This window comes from Parasulfitobacter algicola, from assembly GCF_013315265.1.
Taxonomy (GTDB): Bacteria; Pseudomonadota; Alphaproteobacteria; order Rhodobacterales; family Rhodobacteraceae; genus Parasulfitobacter; species Parasulfitobacter algicola.
The window spans coordinates 66,607-88,747 of record NZ_JABUFE010000011.1; the positions used below are offsets into that span (position 1 = coordinate 66,607).

At 53.5% G+C, this 22,141-nt stretch carries 22 protein-coding genes; 15 read left to right on the forward strand and 7 right to left on the reverse strand.

Annotated elements, in window-relative coordinates; genetic code table 11:
- Positions 1 to 64 precede the first annotated feature (64 nt).
- From HRQ87_RS15880 to HRQ87_RS15950, 15 genes are all read left to right on the forward strand, one after another.
- Positions 65 to 2,356: a bifunctional salicylyl-CoA 5-hydroxylase/oxidoreductase gene (locus HRQ87_RS15880; RefSeq protein ID WP_174139425.1), complete on the forward strand. Its 2,292-nt coding sequence runs from the start codon at positions 65 to 67 to the stop codon at positions 2,354 to 2,356.
- Positions 2,353 to 3,096 (forward strand): SDR family NAD(P)-dependent oxidoreductase, encoded by a 744-nt coding sequence (locus HRQ87_RS15885; protein WP_174139426.1) that lies wholly within the window; start codon positions 2,353 to 2,355, stop codon positions 3,094 to 3,096. Before HRQ87_RS15880 ends, HRQ87_RS15885 begins: the two co-directional genes overlap by 4 nt.
- Complete coding sequence (locus HRQ87_RS15890; protein ID WP_174139427.1) at positions 3,093 to 3,566, forward strand: MarR family winged helix-turn-helix transcriptional regulator; 474 nt, start codon at positions 3,093 to 3,095, stop codon at positions 3,564 to 3,566. Before HRQ87_RS15885 ends, HRQ87_RS15890 begins: the two co-directional genes overlap by 4 nt.
- Before the next feature lie 2 nt (positions 3,567 to 3,568).
- Positions 3,569 to 4,363, forward strand: a complete 795-nt coding sequence (locus HRQ87_RS15895) for an enoyl-CoA hydratase family protein (RefSeq protein WP_425501592.1) — start codon at positions 3,569 to 3,571, stop codon at positions 4,361 to 4,363.
- Complete coding sequence (locus HRQ87_RS15900; RefSeq protein ID WP_174139429.1) at positions 4,363 to 5,517, forward strand: acyl-CoA dehydrogenase family protein; 1,155 nt, start codon at positions 4,363 to 4,365, stop codon at positions 5,515 to 5,517. Before HRQ87_RS15895 ends, HRQ87_RS15900 begins: the two co-directional genes overlap by 1 nt.
- Positions 5,514 to 7,151: an AMP-binding protein gene (locus tag HRQ87_RS15905; protein WP_174139430.1), complete on the forward strand. Its 1,638-nt coding sequence runs from the start codon at positions 5,514 to 5,516 to the stop codon at positions 7,149 to 7,151. The genes HRQ87_RS15900 and HRQ87_RS15905 overlap by 4 nt, the downstream gene beginning before the upstream one ends.
- 39 nt (positions 7,152 to 7,190) lie before the next feature.
- Complete coding sequence (locus HRQ87_RS15910; RefSeq protein WP_174139431.1) at positions 7,191 to 7,427, forward strand: Lrp/AsnC ligand binding domain-containing protein; 237 nt, start codon at positions 7,191 to 7,193, stop codon at positions 7,425 to 7,427.
- A gap of 43 nt (positions 7,428 to 7,470) precedes the next feature.
- Positions 7,471 to 8,607 (forward strand): ABC transporter substrate-binding protein, encoded by a 1,137-nt coding sequence (locus tag HRQ87_RS15915; protein WP_174139432.1) that lies wholly within the window; start codon positions 7,471 to 7,473, stop codon positions 8,605 to 8,607.
- 57 nt (positions 8,608 to 8,664) lie between these two features.
- Positions 8,665 to 9,585 (forward strand): branched-chain amino acid ABC transporter permease, encoded by a 921-nt coding sequence (locus tag HRQ87_RS15920; protein ID WP_174139433.1) that lies wholly within the window; start codon positions 8,665 to 8,667, stop codon positions 9,583 to 9,585.
- Positions 9,582 to 10,565, forward strand: a complete 984-nt coding sequence (locus HRQ87_RS15925; RefSeq protein ID WP_174139434.1) for a branched-chain amino acid ABC transporter permease — start codon at positions 9,582 to 9,584, stop codon at positions 10,563 to 10,565. The genes HRQ87_RS15920 and HRQ87_RS15925 overlap by 4 nt, the downstream gene beginning before the upstream one ends.
- Entirely contained in the window at positions 10,558 to 11,307 is a 750-nt protein-coding gene (locus HRQ87_RS15930) for an ABC transporter ATP-binding protein (RefSeq protein ID WP_174139435.1), read from the forward strand. Before HRQ87_RS15925 ends, HRQ87_RS15930 begins: the two co-directional genes overlap by 8 nt.
- A complete protein-coding gene (locus tag HRQ87_RS15935; RefSeq protein WP_174139436.1) occupies positions 11,304 to 11,993 on the forward strand; it encodes an ABC transporter ATP-binding protein in 690 nt (229 codons plus the stop codon). Before HRQ87_RS15930 ends, HRQ87_RS15935 begins: the two co-directional genes overlap by 4 nt.
- Before the next feature lie 3 nt (positions 11,994 to 11,996).
- Positions 11,997 to 12,413, forward strand: a complete 417-nt coding sequence (locus HRQ87_RS15940) for an acyl-CoA thioesterase (protein WP_174139437.1) — start codon at positions 11,997 to 11,999, stop codon at positions 12,411 to 12,413.
- A complete protein-coding gene (locus tag HRQ87_RS15945) occupies positions 12,403 to 12,804 on the forward strand; it encodes a RidA family protein (protein ID WP_174139438.1) in 402 nt (133 codons plus the stop codon). The genes HRQ87_RS15940 and HRQ87_RS15945 overlap by 11 nt, the downstream gene beginning before the upstream one ends.
- Before the next feature lie 84 nt (positions 12,805 to 12,888).
- Positions 12,889 to 15,528 carry a WG repeat-containing protein gene (locus tag HRQ87_RS15950; protein ID WP_174139439.1) on the forward strand — a complete coding sequence of 880 codons (2,640 nt, stop codon included), beginning with the start codon at positions 12,889 to 12,891 and terminating at the stop codon, positions 15,526 to 15,528.
- Between the two features lie 2 nt (positions 15,529 to 15,530).
- Here the strand turns inward: HRQ87_RS15950 and HRQ87_RS15955 are convergent, their stop codons facing one another.
- From HRQ87_RS15955 to HRQ87_RS15985, 7 genes are all read right to left on the reverse strand, one after another.
- Positions 15,531 to 15,872: a hypothetical protein gene (locus HRQ87_RS15955; protein ID WP_174139440.1), complete on the reverse strand. Its 342-nt coding sequence runs from the start codon at positions 15,870 to 15,872 to the stop codon at positions 15,531 to 15,533.
- Positions 15,873 to 16,049: 177 nt separating this feature from the next.
- Positions 16,050 to 16,421, reverse strand: coding sequence for a hypothetical protein (locus HRQ87_RS15960; RefSeq protein ID WP_174139441.1), 372 nt, complete (start codon positions 16,419 to 16,421; stop codon positions 16,050 to 16,052).
- A gap of 145 nt (positions 16,422 to 16,566) precedes the next feature.
- Entirely contained in the window at positions 16,567 to 17,256 is a 690-nt protein-coding gene (locus HRQ87_RS15965) for a DarT1-associated NADAR antitoxin family protein (protein WP_174139442.1), read from the reverse strand.
- A complete protein-coding gene (locus HRQ87_RS15970) occupies positions 17,256 to 17,792 on the reverse strand; it encodes a DarT ssDNA thymidine ADP-ribosyltransferase family protein (RefSeq protein WP_174139443.1) in 537 nt (178 codons plus the stop codon). The genes HRQ87_RS15965 and HRQ87_RS15970 overlap by 1 nt, the downstream gene beginning before the upstream one ends.
- Positions 17,793 to 17,895: 103 nt before the next feature.
- Entirely contained in the window at positions 17,896 to 19,551 is a 1,656-nt protein-coding gene (gene ettA / locus HRQ87_RS15975; RefSeq protein ID WP_174139444.1) for an energy-dependent translational throttle protein EttA, read from the reverse strand.
- A gap of 36 nt (positions 19,552 to 19,587) precedes the next feature.
- Positions 19,588 to 20,547 carry a hypothetical protein gene (locus HRQ87_RS15980; RefSeq protein ID WP_174139445.1) on the reverse strand — a complete coding sequence of 320 codons (960 nt, stop codon included), beginning with the start codon at positions 20,545 to 20,547 and terminating at the stop codon, positions 19,588 to 19,590.
- 69 nt (positions 20,548 to 20,616) lie between these two features.
- The gene (locus HRQ87_RS15985) at positions 20,617 to 21,906 is read right to left on the reverse strand and encodes a reverse transcriptase family protein (protein ID WP_174139446.1); all 1,290 of its coding nucleotides are present in this window, start codon (positions 21,904 to 21,906) and stop codon (positions 20,617 to 20,619) included.
- Positions 21,907 to 22,141 lie beyond the last annotated feature (235 nt).

A 22,141-nucleotide genomic window follows, 5' to 3' on the forward strand; every position in this document is an offset into this window, starting at 1 on the left:
AAAATATCCTCGGCCTAGCCTTTGATTGTCTGATCCATGTCAGAACGATACTCAAGGAGATCTGATGCGCATTGCCTGTCTTGGCGGCGGACCCGCCGGTCTTTACTTCGCCATCTCGATGAAGTTGCGGCAACCCAATGCGCAAGTGGTTGTTTTCGAAAGAAATCGCCCAGATGATACATTTGGGTGGGGTGTTGTTCTGTCAGATGAAACACTGACAAATCTGCATCAAAACGATCCTATCAGTGCGGCCACAATCAAGGATCATTTCGCCTATTGGGATGATATCGCAGTACATCACAAAGGCCAGAAAATGCTGTCCACAGGGCATGGGTTTTGCGGAATCGGGCGCAAGCGGTTGTTGTTGATCTTGCACGAACGGGCGAAAGAACTGGGCGTTGATCTGCGGTTCGAAACCGAAGTGGGCGCCGCTGCGGATTACATGGATGACTACGACGTGGTCGTTGCGTGTGATGGTCTGAATTCTAAAACCCGGATGGAATTTGCAGACCGTTTTCAGCCCGATATCGATATGCGCACTTGCCAGTTTGTTTGGCTGGGCACGCGGCAAAAATTTGATGATGCGTTCACTTTTATCTTTGAAGAAACCGACAAAGGCTGGGTCTGGGCACATGCCTATCAATTCGATGATGACACCGCGACCTTTATCGTCGAATGCTCGCAACAGACATACGATGCCTTTGGGTTTGCGGATTTATCCCAGCACGACAGCATCGCCATTTGCCAGGACATTTTCAAAGACCATCTTGGCGGTCATGCCCTGATGACTAATGCCAAACACATCCGCGGCTCCGCCTGGATCAGGTTTCCGCGTGTGTTATGCGAAAGATGGAGCCATCGGAACGTGGTCCTTTTGGGAGATGCCGCAGCGACTGCGCATTTTTCCATCGGGTCGGGCACAAAACTGGCACTGGAAAGCGCGATTGCGTTAGCCGATGATCTTAGCCAAAGCCCAGCGGTGGCGGATGCTTTTGCCAAATACGAAGACACCCGCCGGCTTGAGGTTCTGCGCCTGCAATCGGCCGCACGCAATTCCGTCGAATGGTTCGAAGGTGTGGAACGATATCTGCATCTTGATCCCGTTCAGCTGAACTATTCCCTGCTGACGCGATCGCAGCGGATTAGTCATGAAAACTTGCGGGAACGGGATGCAGGGTGGTTGTCATCGGCCGAAAAATGGTTTCAAGATGAAGCGGGTGCTGACAGCAATGCACCTGTACGGGCACCAATGTTCGCACCGTTCAAACTGCGCGATATACATCTGAAAAACCGCGTTGTTGTATCCCCAATGGCCCAATACAAAGCGGTGGACGGTTGTCCAACCGACTGGCATCTGATCCACTATGGCGAACGGGCCAAGGGCGGCGCGGGACTGATCTATACCGAAATGACATGCGTATCGGCACACGGGCGGATCACCCCCGGTTGCCCGGGTCTTTATGACCCAGAACACGAAATCGCATGGGCACGTCTGAACCGGTTTATTCACACTGAAACAGAAGCAATGACCTGTTGCCAGATCGGCCATTCGGGGCGCAAGGGATCAACACGCCTAGGGTGGGAAGGCATGGATAAGCCTTTGCCATCGGACAATTGGCCGATCATCTCGGCCTCGGCCATTCCATGGTCAGACGAAAACGCCGTGCCCAGGGCAATGACCCACGATGACATGGATCAGGTGTTGTCAGACTTCGTCACTGCCGCAGAAATGGCCGACCGCGCGGGCTTTGACATGATCGAACTGCATGCAGCACATGGGTATCTGATATCGTCTTTTATCTCGCCCCTTTCCAATACGCGCGACGATGAATACGGCGGATCTCTGGAAAACCGCATGCGCTATCCGTTGCAAGTTTTCAAAGCCATGCGGGACGTCTGGCCGGATCATAAACCGATGTCCGTTCGCATTTCAGCCTGTGACTGGACCGAAGACGGCATCACGCCTGATCAGGCCGTTCAGATCGCCCGTATGTTCGCAAAGGCGGGCGTGGATATCATCGACGTCTCGGCGGGTCAGACATCCACCGATGCGCAGCCTATCTATGGCCGGATGTTTCAAACACCGTTCTCTGACCGTATCCGGAATGAGGCGGGCATCAAAACCATGGCCGTCGGTAATATCTATGAAGCTGATCACGTCAATTCGATCCTGATGGCCGGACGCGCCGATCTGGTGTGTCTGGCACGGCCCCATCTGGCCGATCCCTACTGGACACTGCATGCCGCAACCGATCTGGGGGACCGTCTGGAAACATGGCCCCTGCCCTATGAAGCGGGGCGCGATCAGGCATGGCGATTGGCGGATCGTCAGGCGGAAACGGTGGATAAGGTATGACCGTCGCGGGCCAACATGTGGTGATCACTGGCGGCGGCACAGGGGTCGGTGCGGAAACGGCGCAAACCTTTGCCATAGCGGGTGCCAAGGTCACGATCATGGGCCGGACCGAAGGCCCTTTAAAAGCACAAAATCTACCTTATCAGATATGCGATGTCACCGATGCGACCAATGTGCGTGGCGCTTTCGATGCAGCCCGCAAAATCCAGGGACCGATTACAATCGTTATCGCGAATGCAGGCGCGGCCACCAGCGTGCCGTTTGCAAAAATGACTGCAGCGGATTTGACTGCAATGTTGGATGTAAACCTGACGGGTGTGTTCAATGTCTGGCAAACCGCCCTGGCAGATATGAAAGCGGCAAACACGGGCCGGATGATCGCCATCGCTTCGACCGCTGGGCTAAAGGGATATCCCTATGTTGCGGGATACTGCGCAGCCAAGCACGGTGTCGTGGGCTTGACCCGCGCATTAGCCAAAGAATTGGCGCGCACGGGCATTACTGTTAATGCCATCTGTCCCGGCTTTATCGAAACGCCGATGCTGGACCGGTCCATCACCAACATCACCGAAAAAACCGGCATGTCGGCCGAAGATGCTGCGAAATCTTTGAAAAAAGACAATCCGCAAGACCGTTTTATCCAACCATCCGAAGTCGCAAACACAGCACTTTGGCTGTGTTCTGATGCAGCCAGATCCGTCAACGGCCACGCCCTTAGTTTGTCCGGAGGTGAAATATGAGCGTTACGCAACCCGTTCACCCCGACAACGCATCAAAAGATCGCTTGCGTCTTTGGCTCCGGATGTTGAAAGCCAGTCGCATGATCGAAACTCAGCTGCGCGAAAATCTACGGGCAGAATTTCAATCTACCCTACCCCGCTTTGATGTCATGGCCGCCCTGTCACGATACCAGGACGGCCTGAAGATGAGCCAGCTATCAGATGTGCTGCGTGTCTCAAACGGGAATGTCACCGGTATCGTGGACCGACTGGCCGATGATGGCTGTGTCGTACGCGTACCCGTGCCCGGCGACCGGCGGGCTTCACTTGTTCGTCTGACCAAACGCGGTCACGAAGAATTCGCCGTTCAAGCCAAAGCACACGAGGATTGGATCAACGATATCCTATCTGAATTCAGTGCCAATCAAGCCGTCACCGTCTCGGGGCATCTGGACGCATTGGTCACTGCGTTGGAAGGAAAAGCCCCATGACAATGCGCACTGATGTTCAATCGTTTCTATGCGCCATTCAAGATGGCATCGCCACGGTTGCGCTGAACCGGCCTGATCGCAAGAACCCTCTGACATTCGAAAGCTATGCCGAGCTGCGCGATTGGTTTCGTGATCTGGTCTATGCAGATGATGTGAATGTGGTGATTTTCGCTTCAAACGGTGGGAATTTCAGCTCAGGCGGGGATGTGCATGACATCATTGGCCCGCTGACCAAAATGACCATGAAAGAGCTTTTGGCCTTTACCCGCATGACCGGCGATCTGGTCAAGGCGATTGTGAATTGCGGCAAGCCGGTGATCGCAGCAGTGGACGGGGTCTGTGTCGGTGCGGGCGCAATTATCGCCATGGCATCCGACCTGCGTATCGCGACACCTGATGCAAAATGCGCGTTTCTGTTCACCCGCGTGGGGCTGGCCGGGTGCGATATGGGCGCCTGCGCAATCCTACCCCGTATCATCGGCCAAGGCCGCGCAGCCGAACTGCTTTATACTGGTCGATCCTTCAGCGCAGACGAAGGCGCTGCGTGGGGATTTTACAACAAAGTTGCCGCTGATCTGGACGCCGAAGCACTGGCCATGGCCACCCGCATCGCGGCAGGCCCGAATTTCGGCCATATGATGACCAAAACGATGCTGGCACAGGAATGGTCAATGTCCATCGATCAAGCGATCGAGGCCGAAGCCCAAGCGCAAGCCATCTGCATGCAAACCGCCGATTTTGAACGCGCCTACAATGCCTTTGTGGCCAAAGACAAACCAGTGTTTCAGGGGGATTGATGGCAGATCGCAGCTTTCTTGACTGGCCGTTTTTCGAAAACAGGCATCGCGATTTGGCGGATGCACTGGATGCTTGGGCGAGTGCCAAGATCAACGTCGATCACAGCGATACGGACGCCGCGTGCAAGTCACTGGTGGCAATGCTGGGGGATGGTGGCTGGCTGACACACTCTGCTGTTGATCCCGAAACCCCCACGACGCTGGATGTGCGCAGCCTGTGTCTGATCCGCGAAACGTTGGCCCGTCATGATGGTCTGGCTGATTTCGCCTTTGCAATGCAAGGTCTGGGAACGGGCGCGATATCACTGTTTGGAAAACCTGAACAACAGACAGAATGGTTGCCGCGAACCCGCGCGGGCCACGCCATTTCCGCCTTTGCCCTGACCGAATCCCAATCAGGGTCAGATGTGGCCAACTCCACCATGACCGCCACAGCGGACGGCAACAGTTATGTTTTGAACGGCGAAAAGACGTGGATTTCCAATGGCGGAATTGCAGATGTGTACACCGTTTTTGCACGTACGGGCGACGCACCGGGCGCAAAGGGACTTTCGGCATTCATCGTCCCTTCGGACACGCCAGGCCTGACCATTGCGGATCGTATTGACACAATCGCACCGCATCCCTTGGCAACGTTGCGCTTTGCTGATTGTCGCATTCCGAAATCTGCGATGATCGGTGACAGCGGTGCGGGTTTCAAGATTGCCATGTCGGTTTTAGATGTCTTTCGCCCAACAGTCGCCGCCGCGGCCCTTGGCTTTGCCCGTCGCGCGCTGGATGAAACCTTGACCCGCGTGACAACCCGCCATGTACAGGGCGCGCCCCTGTTCGATTTGCAAATGGTTCAGGGCCACATCGCTGATATGGCGGTGGATATCGACGCCAGTGCTCTGCTGATCTATCGCGCGGCCTGGGCCAAGGATAACGGCGCCCCGCGCATCACGCGCGAAGCCGCGATGGCCAAGCTGTTTTCAACCGATCAGGCGCAAAGCGTCATCGACAAAGCCGTGCAATTGCATGGCGGTGATGGCGTGCGATCCGGCGAACCTGTCGAAAAGCTTTACCGGGAAATCCGCGCCCTGCGGATCTACGAGGGTGCATCGGACGTACAGCGGGTCATCATCGCGCGGCAAACAATGGGGACGCACATATGATACGAAACCCGCCCCTTGGGCCAACTGCCCATATTGATAGCTTCGCGCGCGACAACCTGCCTCCTGCGGATCAATGGCCCGACTTTCTGCTGGATGGGTTTGATTATCCCGATATTCTGAATGCTGCCGTTGAATTGACCGACGCAATGGTCGCCAAAGGCTTTGGCGATCACACAGCCCTGATCGGCAACGGCCGCCGCAGAACTTATAAAGAGCTGACGGATTGGACCAACCGTCTGGCCCATGTTCTGGTCGATGATTTGGGTGTGAAACCGGGCAATCGCGTTTTGATCCGGTCGGCGAACAATCCGGCCATGGTCGCTTGTTGGCTGGCTGCGACCAAGGCGGGTGCGGTTGTTATCAATACAATGCCGATGTTGCGGGCGGGTGAATTGGGCCAGATCGTTCAAAAAGCCCAAGTCACCCATGCGTTATGCGACACCCGGCTGATGGACAACATGGCTGAATGCGGCAAATACAACGCCATTCTTGGTTGCATCGTCGGGTTTGACGGCACATCAAACCATGACGCAGAACTGGATCGTATGGCGCTGGAAAAGCCCGTGAAATTCGACGCAGTGCCGACGGGCCGTGATGATGTGGCGCTTTTGGGCTTTACCTCGGGCACCACCGGGTCGCCCAAAGCCACTATGCATTTTCACCGCGACCTGCTGATCATCGCAGATGGTTACGCCAAACAAGTCCTGGGTGTCACGCCCGATGACGTCTTTGTCGGATCGCCACCCTTGGCTTTTACCTTTGGGCTTGGTGGATTGGCGATCTTTCCCCTGCGGTTCGGAGCGGCGGCGACACTGCTGGAAACGGCATCCCCACCGAACATGATTGAAATCATTGAAAAATACAAAGCGACCGTCAGTTTCACGGCCCCCACGGCCTATCGCGCGATGCTGGCTGCAATGGCGGATGGCGCAGATCTGTCCAGCCTGCGTGCCGCCGTGTCTGCGGGCGAAACTCTGCCCGCGCCTGTCTATCGGGACTGGATCGCGAAAACTGGCAAACCCATGCTGGACGGCATCGGCGCGACTGAAATGCTGCACATCTTTATCTCAAACCGTTTTGACGATCACGCGCCCGCCTGTACCGGCAAACCGGTCCACGGATATCAGGCGAAAATCGTCGATGAAACCGGACAGGAATTGCCACGCGGACAGATCGGACGCTTAGCTGTTCGCGGCCCGACAGGCTGCCGTTATCTGGCCGATGACCGACAGGCTGGATATGTTCAGAACGGCTGGAACATCACTGGCGACGCGTTTTCCATGGATGCAGACGGCTATCTGCATTTTGCCGCGCGCAACGATGATATGATCGTCAGCTCAGGTTATAATATCGCTGGACCCGAGGTCGAGGCCGCCCTGTTGTCCCACGCCCATGTCGCCGAATGTGCCGTCATTGGTATACCGGACGCAGAACGGGGCATGATCGTACAGGCGCATGTCGTCCTGCGCGATGCAACCCCCGGACCACAGATTGCAGAAATGCTGCAAAATCACGTCAAAGCAACAATTGCGCCTTATAAATACCCCCGCCGTATTGAATTCTGTGATGCTTTGCCCAAAACTCAAACCGGGAAAATACAGCGCTTTCTTTTGAAGAAAGATGGGGGTCTATAATGCAGCGAAACGAATGTTCCGAATGGAAAGGATAATCCGATGACCTGTGTCTTTGTTCAGATCCGTTGTAAGCCCGGCAGTACGTATTCCGTGGCCAATGCAATCACCCTGCGTGAAATCCATTCCGAGTTGTATTCAACCAGCGGTGCATTCGACCTGCTGCTGAAAATCTACATCCCCGAAGGCGCGGATGTGGGCATGTTTATTAATGATAACCTGCTGGATATCGAGGGGATCGAGCGGACTTTAACAACGCTGACGTTCAAAGCGTTCTGATAACCCTTAAGCAAAAAAGACTTTCCGAACAGGGAGATACACAATGAAACTGAAGACACTGGCCCTTGTGGCCTCATTCATGGCGCTGCCAATCGCTGCGTTTTCTGAACCCGTAAAAGTGGGCATTATCACAACGTTGTCCGGCGGCGGTGCGGGTCTTGGAATTGATGTGCGTGACGGTTTTATGTTGGCGGTCAAGCAATCGGGCAATACTGACATCGAAGTGGTGATCGAAGACGATCAGCGTAAACCTGATATCGCCGTACAACTGGCCGATAAGATGATCCAGTCTGAAAAAGTCGATGTTATGACTGGTATTATCTGGTCAAATCTGGCGATGGCCGTCATTCCAAGTGCCGTGGCGCAGGACAAGATCTATCTGTCACCTAATGCGGGTCCATCAGCGCTGGCAGGCAGAGGCTGTCATCCCAATTATTTCAATGTCGCATGGCAAAACGACAATCTGCACGAAGCAGCAGGCGCCTATACTAATTCTGCAGGATTCCAGAATACCTTTATCCTTGCACCCAATTATCCTGCGGGCCAAGACGCGCTGACAGGTTTCAAACGCCAATACCAAGGCGAACTAGCGGGTGAAATTTTTACCAAGCTAGGTCAAACCGACTATGCCGCTGAAATTGCACAAATTCGGGCATCGGGCGCAGACAGCGTATTCTTCTTTTTGCCCGGTGGCATGGGAATTTCGTTTCTGAAACAATATGCTGACAGCGGTGTTGATCTGCCTGTTGTCGGTCCTGCGTTCAGCTTTGATCAAGGCATTTTGCAAGCCGTGGGCCAGGCCGCGATAGGTGTAAAAAATACGTCACAATGGAACAAGGATATCGACAACCCAACCAACGCGGCTTTTGTGGAAACCTTTCAGGCCGAATACGGACGACTGCCATCGCTTTACGCCAGTCAGGGTTTCGATACGGCCAATCTTTTGCTAAGCGCAATGGCCAAGGCTGATATCTCAGATCGCAATGCCTTTCGTGCGGCGTTGAAAGAGGCCGATTTCCATAGCACACGCGGTGATTTCGAGTTCGGCAATAACAACCACCCGGTCCAGAATATCTATGTCCGCGAAGTCATCAAGGAAGGCGACGTTTATACCAATAAAATCATCGGTGTTGCGTTGGAAAATCACGTAGATGCCTATGCAGCTGACTGCCAGATGTAAGTAACTCGACCGGGGCGCGGTGACCCTGCGCCCCGGCCTGCACAAAGGCAATCATTCATGTCCTTCATCCTTTTTGCCGAACAGGTTTTGAACGGCCTGCAATTCGGTGTCATGCTTTTCTTGATGTCCGCTGGCCTGACGCTGGTCTTCGGGGTTATGGGGCTGATCAATCTGGCCCATGGATCTCTGTTCATGATCGGGGCCTTTGCTGCAGCTGCAGTGGCAGGATTGACCGGATCGTTCGTGCTGGCGCTGATGGCCGCGCTGGCCGCTGCCGCCGCTGCTGGCGCATTGGTCGAAGTTCTGGTGATCCGGCGGCTTTATGATCGTGATCACTTGGATCAGGTGCTGGCCACATTCGCACTGATCTTGATCTTTTCCGAAGGCACCCGCTGGATTTTCGGATCTTTCCCGCTTTTTCTGAATATTCCCGATTACCTGTCTGGGCCCGTCACCCTGCCCGGCGGCATTCAATATCCGCTGTACCGTCTGACGCTAATTGGCATCGGTCTTGCCGTTGCAGTGGGGCTTTTCCTGCTGATCTCGCGCACACGGCTTGGTATCCAGATCCGCGCAGGCGAAAGCGACCGCGAGATGATCGCGGCCTTAGGCGTTGATATATCAAAGCTTTACACCATCGTTTTTGCCTTGGGTGCCGCACTGGCCGGGCTGGCAGGCGCGCTGGTGGGTGCTATCCAATCAGTCCAGGTCGGCATGGGCGAACCTGTGTTGATCTTGGCCTTTGTCGTGATCGTCATCGGCGGGATCGGGTCTATCAAGGGCGCGCTGATCGGGTCCATTCTGGTGGGGTTGACCGACACATTGGGCGGGCTGTTCATGCCTGCGCTATTTGCGCTTTTCATGGATAATTCATCGGCTGCAACCGCCGGATCTGCACTGGCATCAATGTTGATCTATATCCTGATGGCGGTCGTGCTGATCGTGAAACCATCGGGCTTATTTGGGGCGCGCGCATGACCCGGGAACGCAAAATCAACGCCGGTCTTGCGCTTGCTCTGTTGGCGTTTCCGCTGTGGGCGTATTTCGCGAATGAACCTTTTATGATCACGCTAGCGACCAAAGTGGCGATCTTGGCATTGGCAGGCGTTGGCTTGAACATCGCGCTTGGTCAGGGTGGTCTGGTCAGCCTGGGGCACGCAGCATTCTTCGGGATCGGTGGCTATGCCATGGGTATTTTGGCCAGCCACGCCCAGACCTTTGATCCGATTGCCGAATGGCCGTTCCTGATCGAAGGCACAAAATCCATGCCGATCATCTGGATCGTGGCCGTTCTAACATCTGGTCTGGCGGCCCTGTTGATCGGCGCGCTTAGCTTGCGAACATCGGGCGTGTATTTCATCATGATCACCCTGGCTTTTGGTCAAATGTTTTATTATTTCGCGATCAGTTGGCCCACCTATGGCGGCGAAGACGGTCTTTCGATCTATGTCCGCAACGGCTTTCCGGGGCTAAATACACTGGACCCAATCCAGTTTTTCGCCATCACATTCGTAATCCTGATGTTGGCGATGGGCTTTGCCGCGATGCTGGCCAAATCACCTTTTGGTCTGGCCCTGAACGCCGCACGTCAATCACCGCAACGGGTCGAAACCGTGGGCATGACGCCCTATCGCCTGCGGCTGGTGGCGTTCGTCATCTCGGGCATGATCACGGGTCTTGCGGGCGCACTGTTTGCCGATCTGAACCGCTTTGTCAGCCCCACGATGTTCAGTTGGCAAACCAGCGGCGAGATTATGGTTTTCATAATCATTGGCGGCATTGGTCGTCTTTATGGCCCGCTTGTGGGGGCCGCGCTTTTCATCGCGCTGGAACATATCCTTGGCGGTCTTAGCGATTACTGGCACATTTATCTGGGCGTTCTGTTGTTGCTGATCGTGCTGTTTGCACGTGGCGGCGTGATCGGCAGTCTGGCCGGACGGGGGCATGCCCATGACTGATGCGGTACTTGCCACCAAAGGCATCAGCAAAAGCTTTGGCGCACTACAGGCCAGCCTAGATATTAGTATTGATCTGCGACCGGGTGAAATCCACGCGCTGATCGGTCCCAATGGAGCGGGCAAATCAACACTGATCCAACAGATCGCGGGCGGTATGAAACCCGATGCCGGACAGATCTTTCTGAACGGTCAGGATATCACAGCGCTTGGCACGGCCGCACGCGCAAAACGCGGGCTTGCGCGCACGTTCCAGATCTCGGCGTTGGCGATGGAAGATACGGTGCTGCAAAACGCAGTTCTTGGCGCACTTGGCGCGCAAGGCCGCCCGTTTCAGGTGTTCGGCACGGCTCTTGGCAAAGCCGACCTGCGCGCAACAGCCGAACAGGCACTGGACCGCGTGGGTCTGATGGATCACGCAAAAACCCGTACATCTGAACTGTCACACGGCCAACGCCGCCAGCTTGAGGTCGCGGTGGCCCTGACCCTGAACCCCAAAGCTTTTGTCATGGATGAACCCATGGCCGGTCTGGGGACGCGCGGATCAAAACGGCTAACTGGCTTTTTGGATAGCTTGCGCGAACAGGCCCCGATACTGCTGGTGGAACACGACATGGATGCGGTCTTTACACTGGCCGACCGCATCAGCGTACTGGTTTACGGTCAGATCATTGCCACGGGCACAGTCGATGACATTCGCGCCAACGCGGATGTCCGTCGCGCCTATCTGGGGGATGACACATGACGCTTTTGAACGTCACGAACATCGCGGCCTTTTACGGTGCCACGCAGGCGCTGTTTGATGTGTCACTTCGCATTGATGCCGGTCAGGTTCTGGCCCTGATGGGGCGCAACGGAATGGGCAAATCGACCACGGTCAAAACTATCTGCAAGATGATCCCGGTCAGCAGGGGGCAGATCACATTCCATGGGCAGGATCTGCAAAAAGTCCCGTCCTATAAAGCCGCGCGTCTTGGGCTTGGGCTGGTGCCCGAAGGCCGCCGCTGTTTTCCCAATCTGACGGTCGAAGAAAACCTGATCGCCGCCGCCCGCCCCGGCCATTGGGATTTTGCACAGGTGTCTGCCCTGTTCCCGCGACTTGAAGAACGCCGCACCCAGGGGGCTGCATCGCTGTCGGGGGGGGAACAACAAATGCTGTCCATCGGACGTGCGCTGATGACCAATCCCAAACTGCTGATTTTGGACGAAGCCACCGAAGGTCTGGCCCCGCTGGTCCGTCAGGAAATCTGGGACGCAATCGCGACGCTGAAACATAAAACCGGGCTGTCCATTCTGGTGGTGGATAAATCGCTGAAAGAGCTGTCGCAAATCGCCGACACCGCCATGATCCTTGAACGCGGCGCAACCGCGTGGTCCGGGGCCATGGGCGATCTGACAGACGACATCACCAACCAGTATCTGGGAGTTTGACACATGGCTTTCACGGTCAGACAAAAGATCCTGTTCAAACATTGCGACCCGGCGGGTATCGTCTTTTATCCGCGCTATTTTGAGATCATGAATGACTGTACCGAAGCCTTTTTTGCGGATGCGCTGCACTGGCCGTTTGAGGAATTGCTAAAAACTGCGGCCATCCCCACCGCGCAGATCAGCGCGCAGTTTCAGGCCCCAAGCCACCATGGCGATCACCTTGATATCGCCCTTGGCATTGCGCGCCTGGGGCGGTCCAGTGTCGACCTGACATTCCACGCAACATGCGGCGATGAAACCCGCTTTACTGCGCAATCAACCCTTGTTCACATCAGTCAGAACGGCCGTTCGCAAAGCTGGCCCGATGCCCTGCGCCCGGCCTTTGTGCCCCACATTATCGGAGATCAAAATGACAGCTGACATCATCCAACCGGATGGCTGGGCGCCCGCCAAAGGATATGCAAACGGTATGCTGGCCGCGGACGGCACGCTTTATATCGGCGGACAAATCGGCTGGACCAAGGATCAGGTTTTTGAAACCCATGACTTTATCGGCCAGATGGAACAGGCGTTGCGCAATATCGTGGCCATTGTCGAAACCGCAGGCGGACAGATCACCGATATCACCCGATTGACATGGTTTATTCTGGACAAAACCGAATATCTGGCCCGCCAGCCCGAGGTGGGGGCTGTCTATCGCCGTGTGCTTGGCCGTCATTTTCCGGCCATGTCAATGCTGATCGTGGCCGGTCTGATCGAAGACGACGCTTTACTGGAAATCGAAGCGACCGCCTTTTTGGGAAAACGTTAGACTTGCGTGCCCATTGATATAAAATTGTCCGATAAAGCATAACGAGTCGCGTCTGTTTCAGCGTTTATTTTCAAGGGCAATTAGATGAAAAAATCAGTTTTATTCGGCACGATTGCGGCGGTCGTCATCATTATCGCAATCACTGCATTCGTTATAATTCAAAACCGATCCAAGCTGACATCTGGCACCTATGTCATTGATAGTATTAATACAGAGTCCGTGGGTCCAATCGATGATCCATTCGCAAAATCCATATATGAACAGCTTGTCACTGATATGGAACAGGCAAAGGGCGCGTTCTATGCGGAACTGGACGCTGGCAAACAGACCGTTTCGATGTTTCGCCCTGATTTTGATGACCCAAGGACAGCCGTGATCGATCTTGAAAACGGCACATTCAGCGACGGTGAAACGACCAGCAGCTTTGTCATACGTGATGACACCACCATCGAACTGGGCGTCGATCTTCCATTTGATCTGATGGTGACAATGATTTTGCGTCGCACAGACCCAGACAGCCAGTTGGTTTCTCAGATAAAAGACAATATCGTGTCAATCCGGAAAGCTACCAATGCTGCCCGCCAGGCACAGCAAGATGAACTGCGCGCGTTGCTGGCTGCTCAGCCCGTTCAAGGCATCCGTATGCCGTTTCTGGTTGGGCAAGGGTCTATGATCCTGCCAATATCGTTTCAGATACAAAACACGTTCTTCCAACCTTTTCAGGATTTTGCAGACACAGCACAGGTCATCACCGGAAGCAATTCCAGCGCCACCATTGTAATGCGTGCTTATACAGGGGCGGATGCCGCCGCAGGTATTGAGTTGACTAAGACGTCGCTGAATATTGATCCTGATCAGATGATCCAGACAGACGACGGGTCCGTTCTGGGCCGGGACGTTTTTGGCGAATATCGCTATGTAACGGCCAAAGCCGATGACGATGGGCATCTGATGATCTGGGTTACAGCCAAGACAGCAGATGACATTCAAGACGCCATCAGCATCATCGACAGCTATGACCCGGCAGAATTGTCCGAACCCGACTACAATGCCATGATCGACCTTTCAGCCGCCCAACAATGGCGGTTCAACGAAACCGAACTTAACGCCGCCCTGACCGAAATACTGTCCGAAGAAACGAACCCGACAACGTTCGTTTCAAACGAACTCTTTCGGTTTACCATTAGCACCCAGATGACAACGCAAAATGGTCAACAAAAATCGGCTATCGGTCTTCAACAGGAATTTGTAAAATCTGACGTTGGCACGCAACTGACACCGCGCACAAACGAAACAGTACTGCGCCAAGGCGATGCGACGTTACTTTTGCAACAAGAAAACGGATGTATCACACGATCTGCTCTGCCCGTCAGCATTCCCGGAATAGACGCGCCCTTTTCAATCATGCTGATCTATGACGGGACAAAATCTGATAATGCGGCCAGTATGTTTGATTGTGCCGCATCCTATTTCGCCTTTGAACATTTTGCGTCACAGCGTCAGGGTCTACTGACGGCCCCCGCCATTGACCCCGGTTTTCTGGACAGCTTTCGGCAATATGACAACGCCGTCAGATATGGTGACGCCAACAGGATAATCGTTGAGAAAGATGAGAAAGAGGGCGTCTTGAGCCTGACTGGCGAGCTGATCATCCCAATTCTGTACGAAGATATCGACATCCAAGAATACGGCATCAAATTAACCCTTGGGGGGAAAGTCGGATGGGCCAATCTGTCCGGTACAGTCCTGGTCGAGCCAGAATATAGTAACGCCTATATGTTGATCGACTCAGACAGGCTTCTGATGCTAATCGACGATGATGCTACCCTTTACGACGTGCGCAGCGAACGCATGATCATTTCAAACGGGTACATATCCTTTGGCATGATGCCATCGGGCAACGGTGTAATTGCCGGTGCCGACACATCGAAAGACGCATTCGACCTGAGCGGCACCAGACTGAACACCGAAGACCTGCGTGATATCAAACATCTTGGGGAATCCGGCAACTTCATCGTGCAGCAAACCGATGAGCAGTGGAAATTCGTCGGCCCCGATTTTGAACCGATCAGCGATATCCGTCTAGCTCGCTACTGGGTGCATTGGACGCCGAAACTGATCCTGGTCACCTATCCGGACGACACTAAGGCTTATGTGAATTTCGACGGCATCCGCATCACCCCGCCCACCATGACGCCGCGCTATGCGCCGTCAGATGCGGGCTATATCACGGTCGTGGATAATGAGACGAAAAAATACGGCCTGCTGGACAGTCAGGGCAATATCGTGCTGCCGCTGGAATACAAACAGATCCACGTCGAAGGCGACGGCGTCGTGCCTGTCAAAAAGGACCTGTTCTTCGGTCTTGTCGATCTGAACGGCACAGCTTTGACCGAGCTTGAATTTCAAAACCTGAAACCCAGTGTCGATAATCTGGTCTGGGCGCGAAAGCGCGGATATTGGGGAATTATCAATCATTCCGGGGAAACCGTATCCCCGTTTGAATACTTGGATATCGGACGTTTTCGCCAAACATCCCACCACGAAACCCGCGAAAATATCGACGTTGCAATCGCGCAAAATGACAGCGGCTTCGGACTGGTCGATCGCCAAGGGCAGGTTGTGATACCGTTGGAATATCAAGGCGATATCCGCAGTCAGTTTCTTGAGCTGAAGGATCAGGACGGTCAGATACTGGAATATCCGCATGACTTCAGAAACTGAAATCAGGGGTTATAAGGCGGGATCGTAAAGTTGATCTTTTCGATGCACGCCCGTGCCGCGTCACCTTCCAACCCATCGCAAGGCGCCATCAGCTTGCTGGCCTCATTCAGCGCGAAGTTCTGCAAATCCTGCTGCGCGGGTCCGGCTTGCATCAGGTCAAACATCACCATCTGCGGCACAACGGTGCGCACGGTAATGTTCATCTGTGGATCATCCAGGATAAACTCCATCACCATTTCCGTACCGCCGTTTTCAATCATCCGACGAGTATCATCAGCGGTCTGCACAGGTGCATTAGCCCTGCTCTGCCCCTCAGCATAACCATCCTGGAAACTTGTATACATATTAAACCCAAAATACCCGAGCCCCCCAATGCAGGCGATAACGATAAGGGCCGTAAGAGCGGGATTTTGGGGGTTGCCTGAGGACATTTTAGAAATCCAGTTTTTATGAAACTTATATGTTATCTGTGTCCTGACGCCGTAAACCCATGCAATATCATCAAATTTTGCGCAAACACGTTATACCTTACGCACGAAGAAACCCGCAATAAAATAGCAGATCACCCATATGCAGGCTCCGAAAATACCGCTTAGCGCAGCGGTGTCCCAATTTAGGCCACCGGGTTGGTCCACACTGTACTGCGGGTAGAGCTGCCATTCGTAAAGCAAATCGAAAACTTTGGCCTCCCAATTTGTTTTATACATCAAGAAGAAAATCGGAAAGACCACGATAGCAATGGCAAAACCAATCTGGCTCTGGCGTTTCTGGCGGTCTTTCTTTTGTTGTTTCAGGCGTTTGGGATCATCCACCTGCACATGTTGATGCGCCTGATGGGTCGGCCCAATCCGATTGAGCCTGTCCTGGAAGTCGTTCTTATTTCCGTTAGTCATCTTGGGGTCCGGTGTTGGTTTCTATTGTTTCGAGCAATAAAGCACTGAATTTACATCTTTGAAACCAGAATATCGACTGGTCCGCCCGGTGGGTACCACGGTAATCCCAGAGCGACCAGACAGGTTTCAATCGCACATTATAGCTCTACAGTTCGTCTTCACGCTGAGCCATCTGCAGCAACGATTTAAACTGATCGAAATCACGAGCACATTCGATTGCTTTTCCCCTCATCGATAGAGCATGAAATTCTGCAACAGCCCGAGCCTGACAATTCAGAGACTTATCCGGTGTAAACTCAATGTCGGAATATGCCTTATAATTTAGATTTTCTTTTATCCATTCTTCGTGCGGTGCAATAGCACGCAAGTAGAGCCAATCATAAAAGGCGTTCTTGGGCTCAGTATCGTATTTTTTTCCTAAGAACCGAAAAGCAATAATTTGTCCTTTACCTAACTCTCTAATGCTTCGCTTTGATTTGAAAGAATCCAAATCCATGAGAAACTCATGTTGGCCAGATTCAGAAAAAACTTTGCAACTCTGATAGACACTTTCTAGGGATTTCATATCACCATCAACTTCAATCTTCAGGTTAAATGCTGACAGGCGACGCCCAACCTCTTGCATAGACTTAGTTGAGATTTCGAGCACAGGATGTATGCCCATGCCTAGAGCTTTTTCATGAATAGCTGAGATATTTTTTTGTTTCTGGGAAACAGCAAAACCGCCGTGCCATTTTATCTCAATATCAACCCGTTCAACCAAAGGGCCTGATCTAAAACGACCATCATGGCCTTTACGCCCCTCCAGAGGTACAAAAATTGGACGAATTGCCATTATTTATCGATTACTCGCTGAATTATGTTAGTAGGAACTGCATTGGGGATTAGTATCTCATATTTTTTTACTTTCTTTAATCGATCTTGTATCTCAGCATTTTTCCAATCTGTTCGATCATACAATACAGCAGTATCGATTTGAGGGAGTATATCTGTCAGCGCTTGCAAACTCACTCCGGTCTTGTTTGCTATATCAAAGCAAAAAAGAACACCTTCTTGATTTAATACGATAGGGTCGATGCAGATGTCGCATGGATCAGATATTCGTTGTTCCACTACAGCGGTATGGCACATAGGATGATCACGTGTCATACAAATAGACACGTAGTCTGATATTCCTTTTATGTCGTCTGCATCCCAGCTCCATTGGTTTCCAGACGGTTTAACAGGCCAAAAACCACGTCGCTTCATTTCGTTTTTTGAAAGAATACCATGCTGATTTATCGAAGTTAGGTTTTGTCTATCCGTGAAGTGATATAAAGACTTCAGCACATGGCCAGCTCTTATTCTCTCTATAAATTTCGTCAATGTCACAAAATCAACTCCTGATAGAACCTCTAAGTCGCTGGCTATCAGAAGATGATTGAATCGGTCTAGTGTTGGTAAGACACAATACAGGATTGGTTGTATACCTATCTCACCTCGCAAACTTCTTATGCTTGATCCGCTTCGGCTCAAGTGCGTCGGGACCAAGCCGACGTTTTTTGTCCTCTTCGTAGTCCTCGAAATTGCCCTCGAACCATTCCACATGGGCCTCGCCCTCGAACGCCAGGATGTGGGTACAGATGCGATCCAAGAAGAAGCGGTCGTGGCTGATGACCACGGCGCACCCCGCGAAATCGACCAGGGCGTCTTCCAGGGCGCGCAGGGTTTCGACGTCAAGGTCGTTGGTGGGTTCGTCCAGCAGCAGCACGTTCCCGCCCGACCGCAACAGTTTCGCCATATGCACCCGGTTGCGTTCACCACCCGACAGCAGACCCACCTTTTTCTGCTGGTCGCCGCCCTTGAAGTTAAAGGCCGAGCAATAGGCGCGGCTGTTCATTTGCGCATCACCCAGTTGGATCACCTCGCCCCCGCCCGAGATTTCCTCCCACACGGTTTTATTCGCATCCAGCGCATCGCGGGACTGATCGACATAGGCCAACTGCACCGTGTCACCATAGGTCACTGTGCCTTCATCCGGTTGTTCTTGCCCTGTCAGCATGCGGAACAGCGTGGTTTTGCCCGCACCATTGGGGCCGATGACGCCGACGATCCCGCCGGGGGGCAGCGCAAAGCTGAGATTTTCGATCAACAGCTTGTCGCCCATTGCTTTTTTCAGATTCTCAACCTCGATCACCTTGCCGCCCAGACGGGGGCCATTTGGGATGATGATCTGCGCACGGCTCAGCTTTTCCTTTTCCGACTGGTTTGCCAGATCGTTATAGGCGTTGATCCGGGCCTTGGATTTGGCCTGCCGCGCTTTGGGCGACTGGCGCATCCATTCCAGCTCGCGCTCCAGCGTTTTCTGCTTGGATTTATCCTCGCGCGCTTCCTGTTCCAGACGCTTGGCCTTTTGTTCCAGCCAGGCGGAATAGTTGCCCTCATACGGAATACCGCTGCCGCGATCCAGTTCCAGGATCCAGCCCGTGATATCATCCAGAAAATAGCGGTCGTGGGTGACGATCAGAATTGTGCCTTTGTAATCAATCAAATGCTGCTGCAGCCACGCGATAGTTTCGGCATCCAGATGGTTGGTCGGTTCGTCCAACAGCAGCATATCGGGCGCTTCCAACAACAGTTTGCACAACGCCACGCGCCGCTTTTCCCCGCCCGACAAGGTCGTGACATCGGCCTCATCCGGTGGGCAGCGCAGGGCCTCCATGCTGACATCGATCTGGCTGTCCAGATCCCACAGGTTTTCGGCATCGATCTGGTCCTGCAGCTGTGCCATTTCATCAGCCGTCTCGTCAGAATAGTTCATCGCCAGTTCATTATAACGATCCAGAATGTCTTTCTTGGCCTTCACGCCCAGCATCACATTGCCGCGCACATCCAACGATGGATCCAGTTCGGGTTCCTGCGGCAGATATCCCACATGTGCCCCTTCGGCCGCCCAGGCTTCGCCGGAAAAATCGGTATCAATCCCCGCCATGATCCGCATCAGGGTCGATTTACCGGATCCGTTCACGCCGACAACACCGATTTTCACGCCGGGCAGAAACGACAACCTTATATTTTCAAAGCACTTTTTCCCACCGGGATAGGTCTTGGATACGCCGTCCATGTGATAGACATATTGATAAGCTGCCATCGAAGTGCTCCTGCGGAATGAATAGGTTGGCTTTTCCTATCGTTCCTCAAGCTGGCTTTCAATGACCTGCATGCCCTGCGGGTCCATATGGTGAAAAAGTTCGTCATCCAACACAGTATGGAACGGAATAATTTCAAACGGTTTTTCTTCAAACACGGCATCGGCCCTGACCGGGCGCACCATCGGCATGCCCATTAAATGCTTTGTCAAAGCGGGCTGATCACCCGGCTTGCAGGCCACAGCCCGCGGCACGCGCGTATCTGGTTTGAAGTGACCCGAAAAATGGTCACAGAAATGATCAAAAGGCACCAGATCGTAATACTGTTGCCTGCGTTTCAGAAACCCGGATTTTGGTGCAGTATTTGTCCGTGATATCAGCAGAATATCGACCTGGGGGCACAGCATCGGCACAGCATCGCCGCCCCAGATTGCGAAGGTCTGCAACCGGTTGTCCAGCATCATCAGCTGGACACGTGGCACGAACAGATCTTCGCCCAGACCGTCAGTGAATGCGTCACGATCAAAGTTCCAACGCCAGATCGCCTGTAACGCAATCGTCGGCATCCGGAGCGATGCCACCAGATCGGCATCCTGGGACCGCAATGCGGAAATCGCGACTTGGGCATGGCTGACATAAGGCTGTACCAACTCTGCTGGATCGCTGTAACGATCAATCAGCAGATCAGACTGCATATCATAAAACATCACTGCCAGACGCTTGGACAGGGCGATCAGAACATGCGCGGCTTCTTGTGCAAACGGCGTTGGCCGGTTGAAATTCAAAACCAACGTTGCAAGCTGCCCCCCCGGCATATCATCAGGATTGTAAGCATCATCAGCACCGATAATCCATTGAAAGTGAACGCCACTCTTAGGATTTTCGTAGTCAATCGTATTTTGATATTGGGTCGCATAAGGATGTGTCAAAAGATGATCCTGCAGATCATTCTGATCGACCTGACCGTTTCTGGACAGCACAATAATGTCGTAACTCATCCAGCGGCCCTATAGAATCGATATATGACTATAACAGTTGTGTCTTTTCACATAGTTTTGCCAGAAAACCTAATGCTGGATGATCTGGTCAAACTTTTCACGCAGCTTGGCCCCTTTGCCGGGATTGATCTGTTCGACCCAGCCGATTTGACCAGACAGGCTTTTCAGAAAGGCAGGATCGCCGCGGCGCGGATCTTTGGGTTGGATCAGGTGATGTAACACGGCCTTTAGATAATCGTAGGTTTCGCGCGGCAGATTGATATGGCTGTTCACCACGATACCTGTTGTGACCTGCCGGCCGTGTTGACCCTGACACCGTGTTTTAGTCGGGTTCAGTGCAAAGCCTTCGGACGTCACGATCTGTGGCACGACTTTCAGAATGGCGTTGGCCATGCGGCGGTCGCCTGAAAAGGTCAGATCATCGGCATAACGCGTGAACCGCGCGTCCAGACTGTGCGCCAAACCGGACAGACGGCAATCAAGCCGGTGACACACCAGATTGGCCAACGCGGGTGACGTGGGCGCGCCTTGGGGCAGATGGCGCGCCTCCAGCCCCCTGCCATCATCATAAGACATCCGCGCGCGGATATGGGGCGGCGTGCGTATCGTGCACAATCCACACAAGTGATGCGCCACCCCATCGGGATAGCCCAGCGCACGAAACAGCCCGTAAATTCGGCCATAACTGACCGACGGAAAGAAATTCCGCAGATCAAAGCCGATGACCACCTGTTCGCCCGTATGTCTGGCCGCCGCATCCCGACATGATCTGCCCGGCACGAACCCATACGCCTCATCATGCACCGGCACCTTGTTCAATATCGTTTGAAAGACCCGTCGTTGTAGGGATTTCAGTACTGGTTTCGGTTCCTCGATCAACCGCTGGCGACCGTTGCGTTTGGCGATCAGGTGAAAACGGTAATGCGGCGCAAAGACGTTGTCAGTGCCATTCGACAGCCCCATAAGATCCGTAAACCGCACCAATTGATCTGTGTTCAACGCCAGATAATCAGCCAGATCAGACAACGTGGTCATCTGCGGAATATCCAGCCCTTCAAACGCCGGGATCGGCGCGAACCGGGCACTGTCCAAAATCGGACTGAACCGCAGGTCGTGCTTCATGGCGTGATCCAGAATTCGGGTTAGATAATCGCTGGATATCAAACGCTGAACCAACGCTGCTTGCGACGGAACATAAGGCGCGGGAAACGCTGCAATCAGCTCTGATGCCAGATTGGAGGCCGTTTTGGACCAACCGCTTGGCAAACGGGATGTCAGATGGTGTTCAACGGCCCAAAGTGTCCAATCACAGCAGACCAACGACCCCGCCAATGATTGCGCAAGGTTGGCCCTGTTCATCGACAATCAAAGATGGAACAGACGCTTAACCTGATCTGGACTGGCAAAGGCTGCCTTGGGCAGCGCCCAATCAAGCCTTTGCGCCGAATGCTGCAAGTAAGGTTGGTTCGGATGGGGAAGCCCCACCCGGTCGGGACAAGGCCCCGATATCTTAAGCGCTGTTCCATCCCCGCTTTGCTGGCACAACGGCCGCAGTATCGCAAGACCCCGAATTCCGCTTACACACGGGGGCAGT

Coding starts and splice junctions, on each gene's coding strand:
- HRQ87_RS15965 (WP_174139442.1), bottom strand. CDS start 17,256: ATGGCAATTCGTCCAATTTTTGTACCTCTGGAGGGGCGTAAAGGCCAT.
- HRQ87_RS15915 (WP_174139432.1), top strand. CDS start 7,471: ATGAAACTGAAGACACTGGCCCTTGTGGCCTCATTCATGGCGCTGCCA.
- HRQ87_RS15930 (WP_174139435.1), top strand. CDS start 10,558: ATGACTGATGCGGTACTTGCCACCAAAGGCATCAGCAAAAGCTTTGGC.
- HRQ87_RS15885 (WP_174139426.1), top strand. CDS start 2,353: ATGACCGTCGCGGGCCAACATGTGGTGATCACTGGCGGCGGCACAGGG.
- HRQ87_RS15980 (WP_174139445.1), bottom strand. CDS start 20,547: ATGAGTTACGACATTATTGTGCTGTCCAGAAACGGTCAGGTCGATCAG.
- HRQ87_RS15890 (WP_174139427.1), top strand. CDS start 3,093: ATGAGCGTTACGCAACCCGTTCACCCCGACAACGCATCAAAAGATCGC.
- HRQ87_RS15880 (WP_174139425.1), top strand. CDS start 65: ATGCGCATTGCCTGTCTTGGCGGCGGACCCGCCGGTCTTTACTTCGCC.
- HRQ87_RS15940 (WP_174139437.1), top strand. CDS start 11,997: ATGGCTTTCACGGTCAGACAAAAGATCCTGTTCAAACATTGCGACCCG.
- HRQ87_RS15945 (WP_174139438.1), top strand. CDS start 12,403: ATGACAGCTGACATCATCCAACCGGATGGCTGGGCGCCCGCCAAAGGA.
- HRQ87_RS15895 (WP_425501592.1), top strand. CDS start 3,569: ATGCGCACTGATGTTCAATCGTTTCTATGCGCCATTCAAGATGGCATC.
- HRQ87_RS15950 (WP_174139439.1), top strand. CDS start 12,889: ATGAAAAAATCAGTTTTATTCGGCACGATTGCGGCGGTCGTCATCATT.
- ettA (WP_174139444.1), bottom strand. CDS start 19,551: ATGGCAGCTTATCAATATGTCTATCACATGGACGGCGTATCCAAGACC.
- HRQ87_RS15955 (WP_174139440.1), bottom strand. CDS start 15,872: ATGTATACAAGTTTCCAGGATGGTTATGCTGAGGGGCAGAGCAGGGCT.
- HRQ87_RS15920 (WP_174139433.1), top strand. CDS start 8,665: ATGTCCTTCATCCTTTTTGCCGAACAGGTTTTGAACGGCCTGCAATTC.
- HRQ87_RS15905 (WP_174139430.1), top strand. CDS start 5,514: ATGATACGAAACCCGCCCCTTGGGCCAACTGCCCATATTGATAGCTTC.
- HRQ87_RS15960 (WP_174139441.1), bottom strand. CDS start 16,421: ATGACTAACGGAAATAAGAACGACTTCCAGGACAGGCTCAATCGGATT.
- HRQ87_RS15900 (WP_174139429.1), top strand. CDS start 4,363: ATGGCAGATCGCAGCTTTCTTGACTGGCCGTTTTTCGAAAACAGGCAT.
- HRQ87_RS15910 (WP_174139431.1), top strand. CDS start 7,191: ATGACCTGTGTCTTTGTTCAGATCCGTTGTAAGCCCGGCAGTACGTAT.
- HRQ87_RS15935 (WP_174139436.1), top strand. CDS start 11,304: ATGACGCTTTTGAACGTCACGAACATCGCGGCCTTTTACGGTGCCACG.
- HRQ87_RS15925 (WP_174139434.1), top strand. CDS start 9,582: ATGACCCGGGAACGCAAAATCAACGCCGGTCTTGCGCTTGCTCTGTTG.
- HRQ87_RS15985 (WP_174139446.1), bottom strand. CDS start 21,906: ATGAACAGGGCCAACCTTGCGCAATCATTGGCGGGGTCGTTGGTCTGC.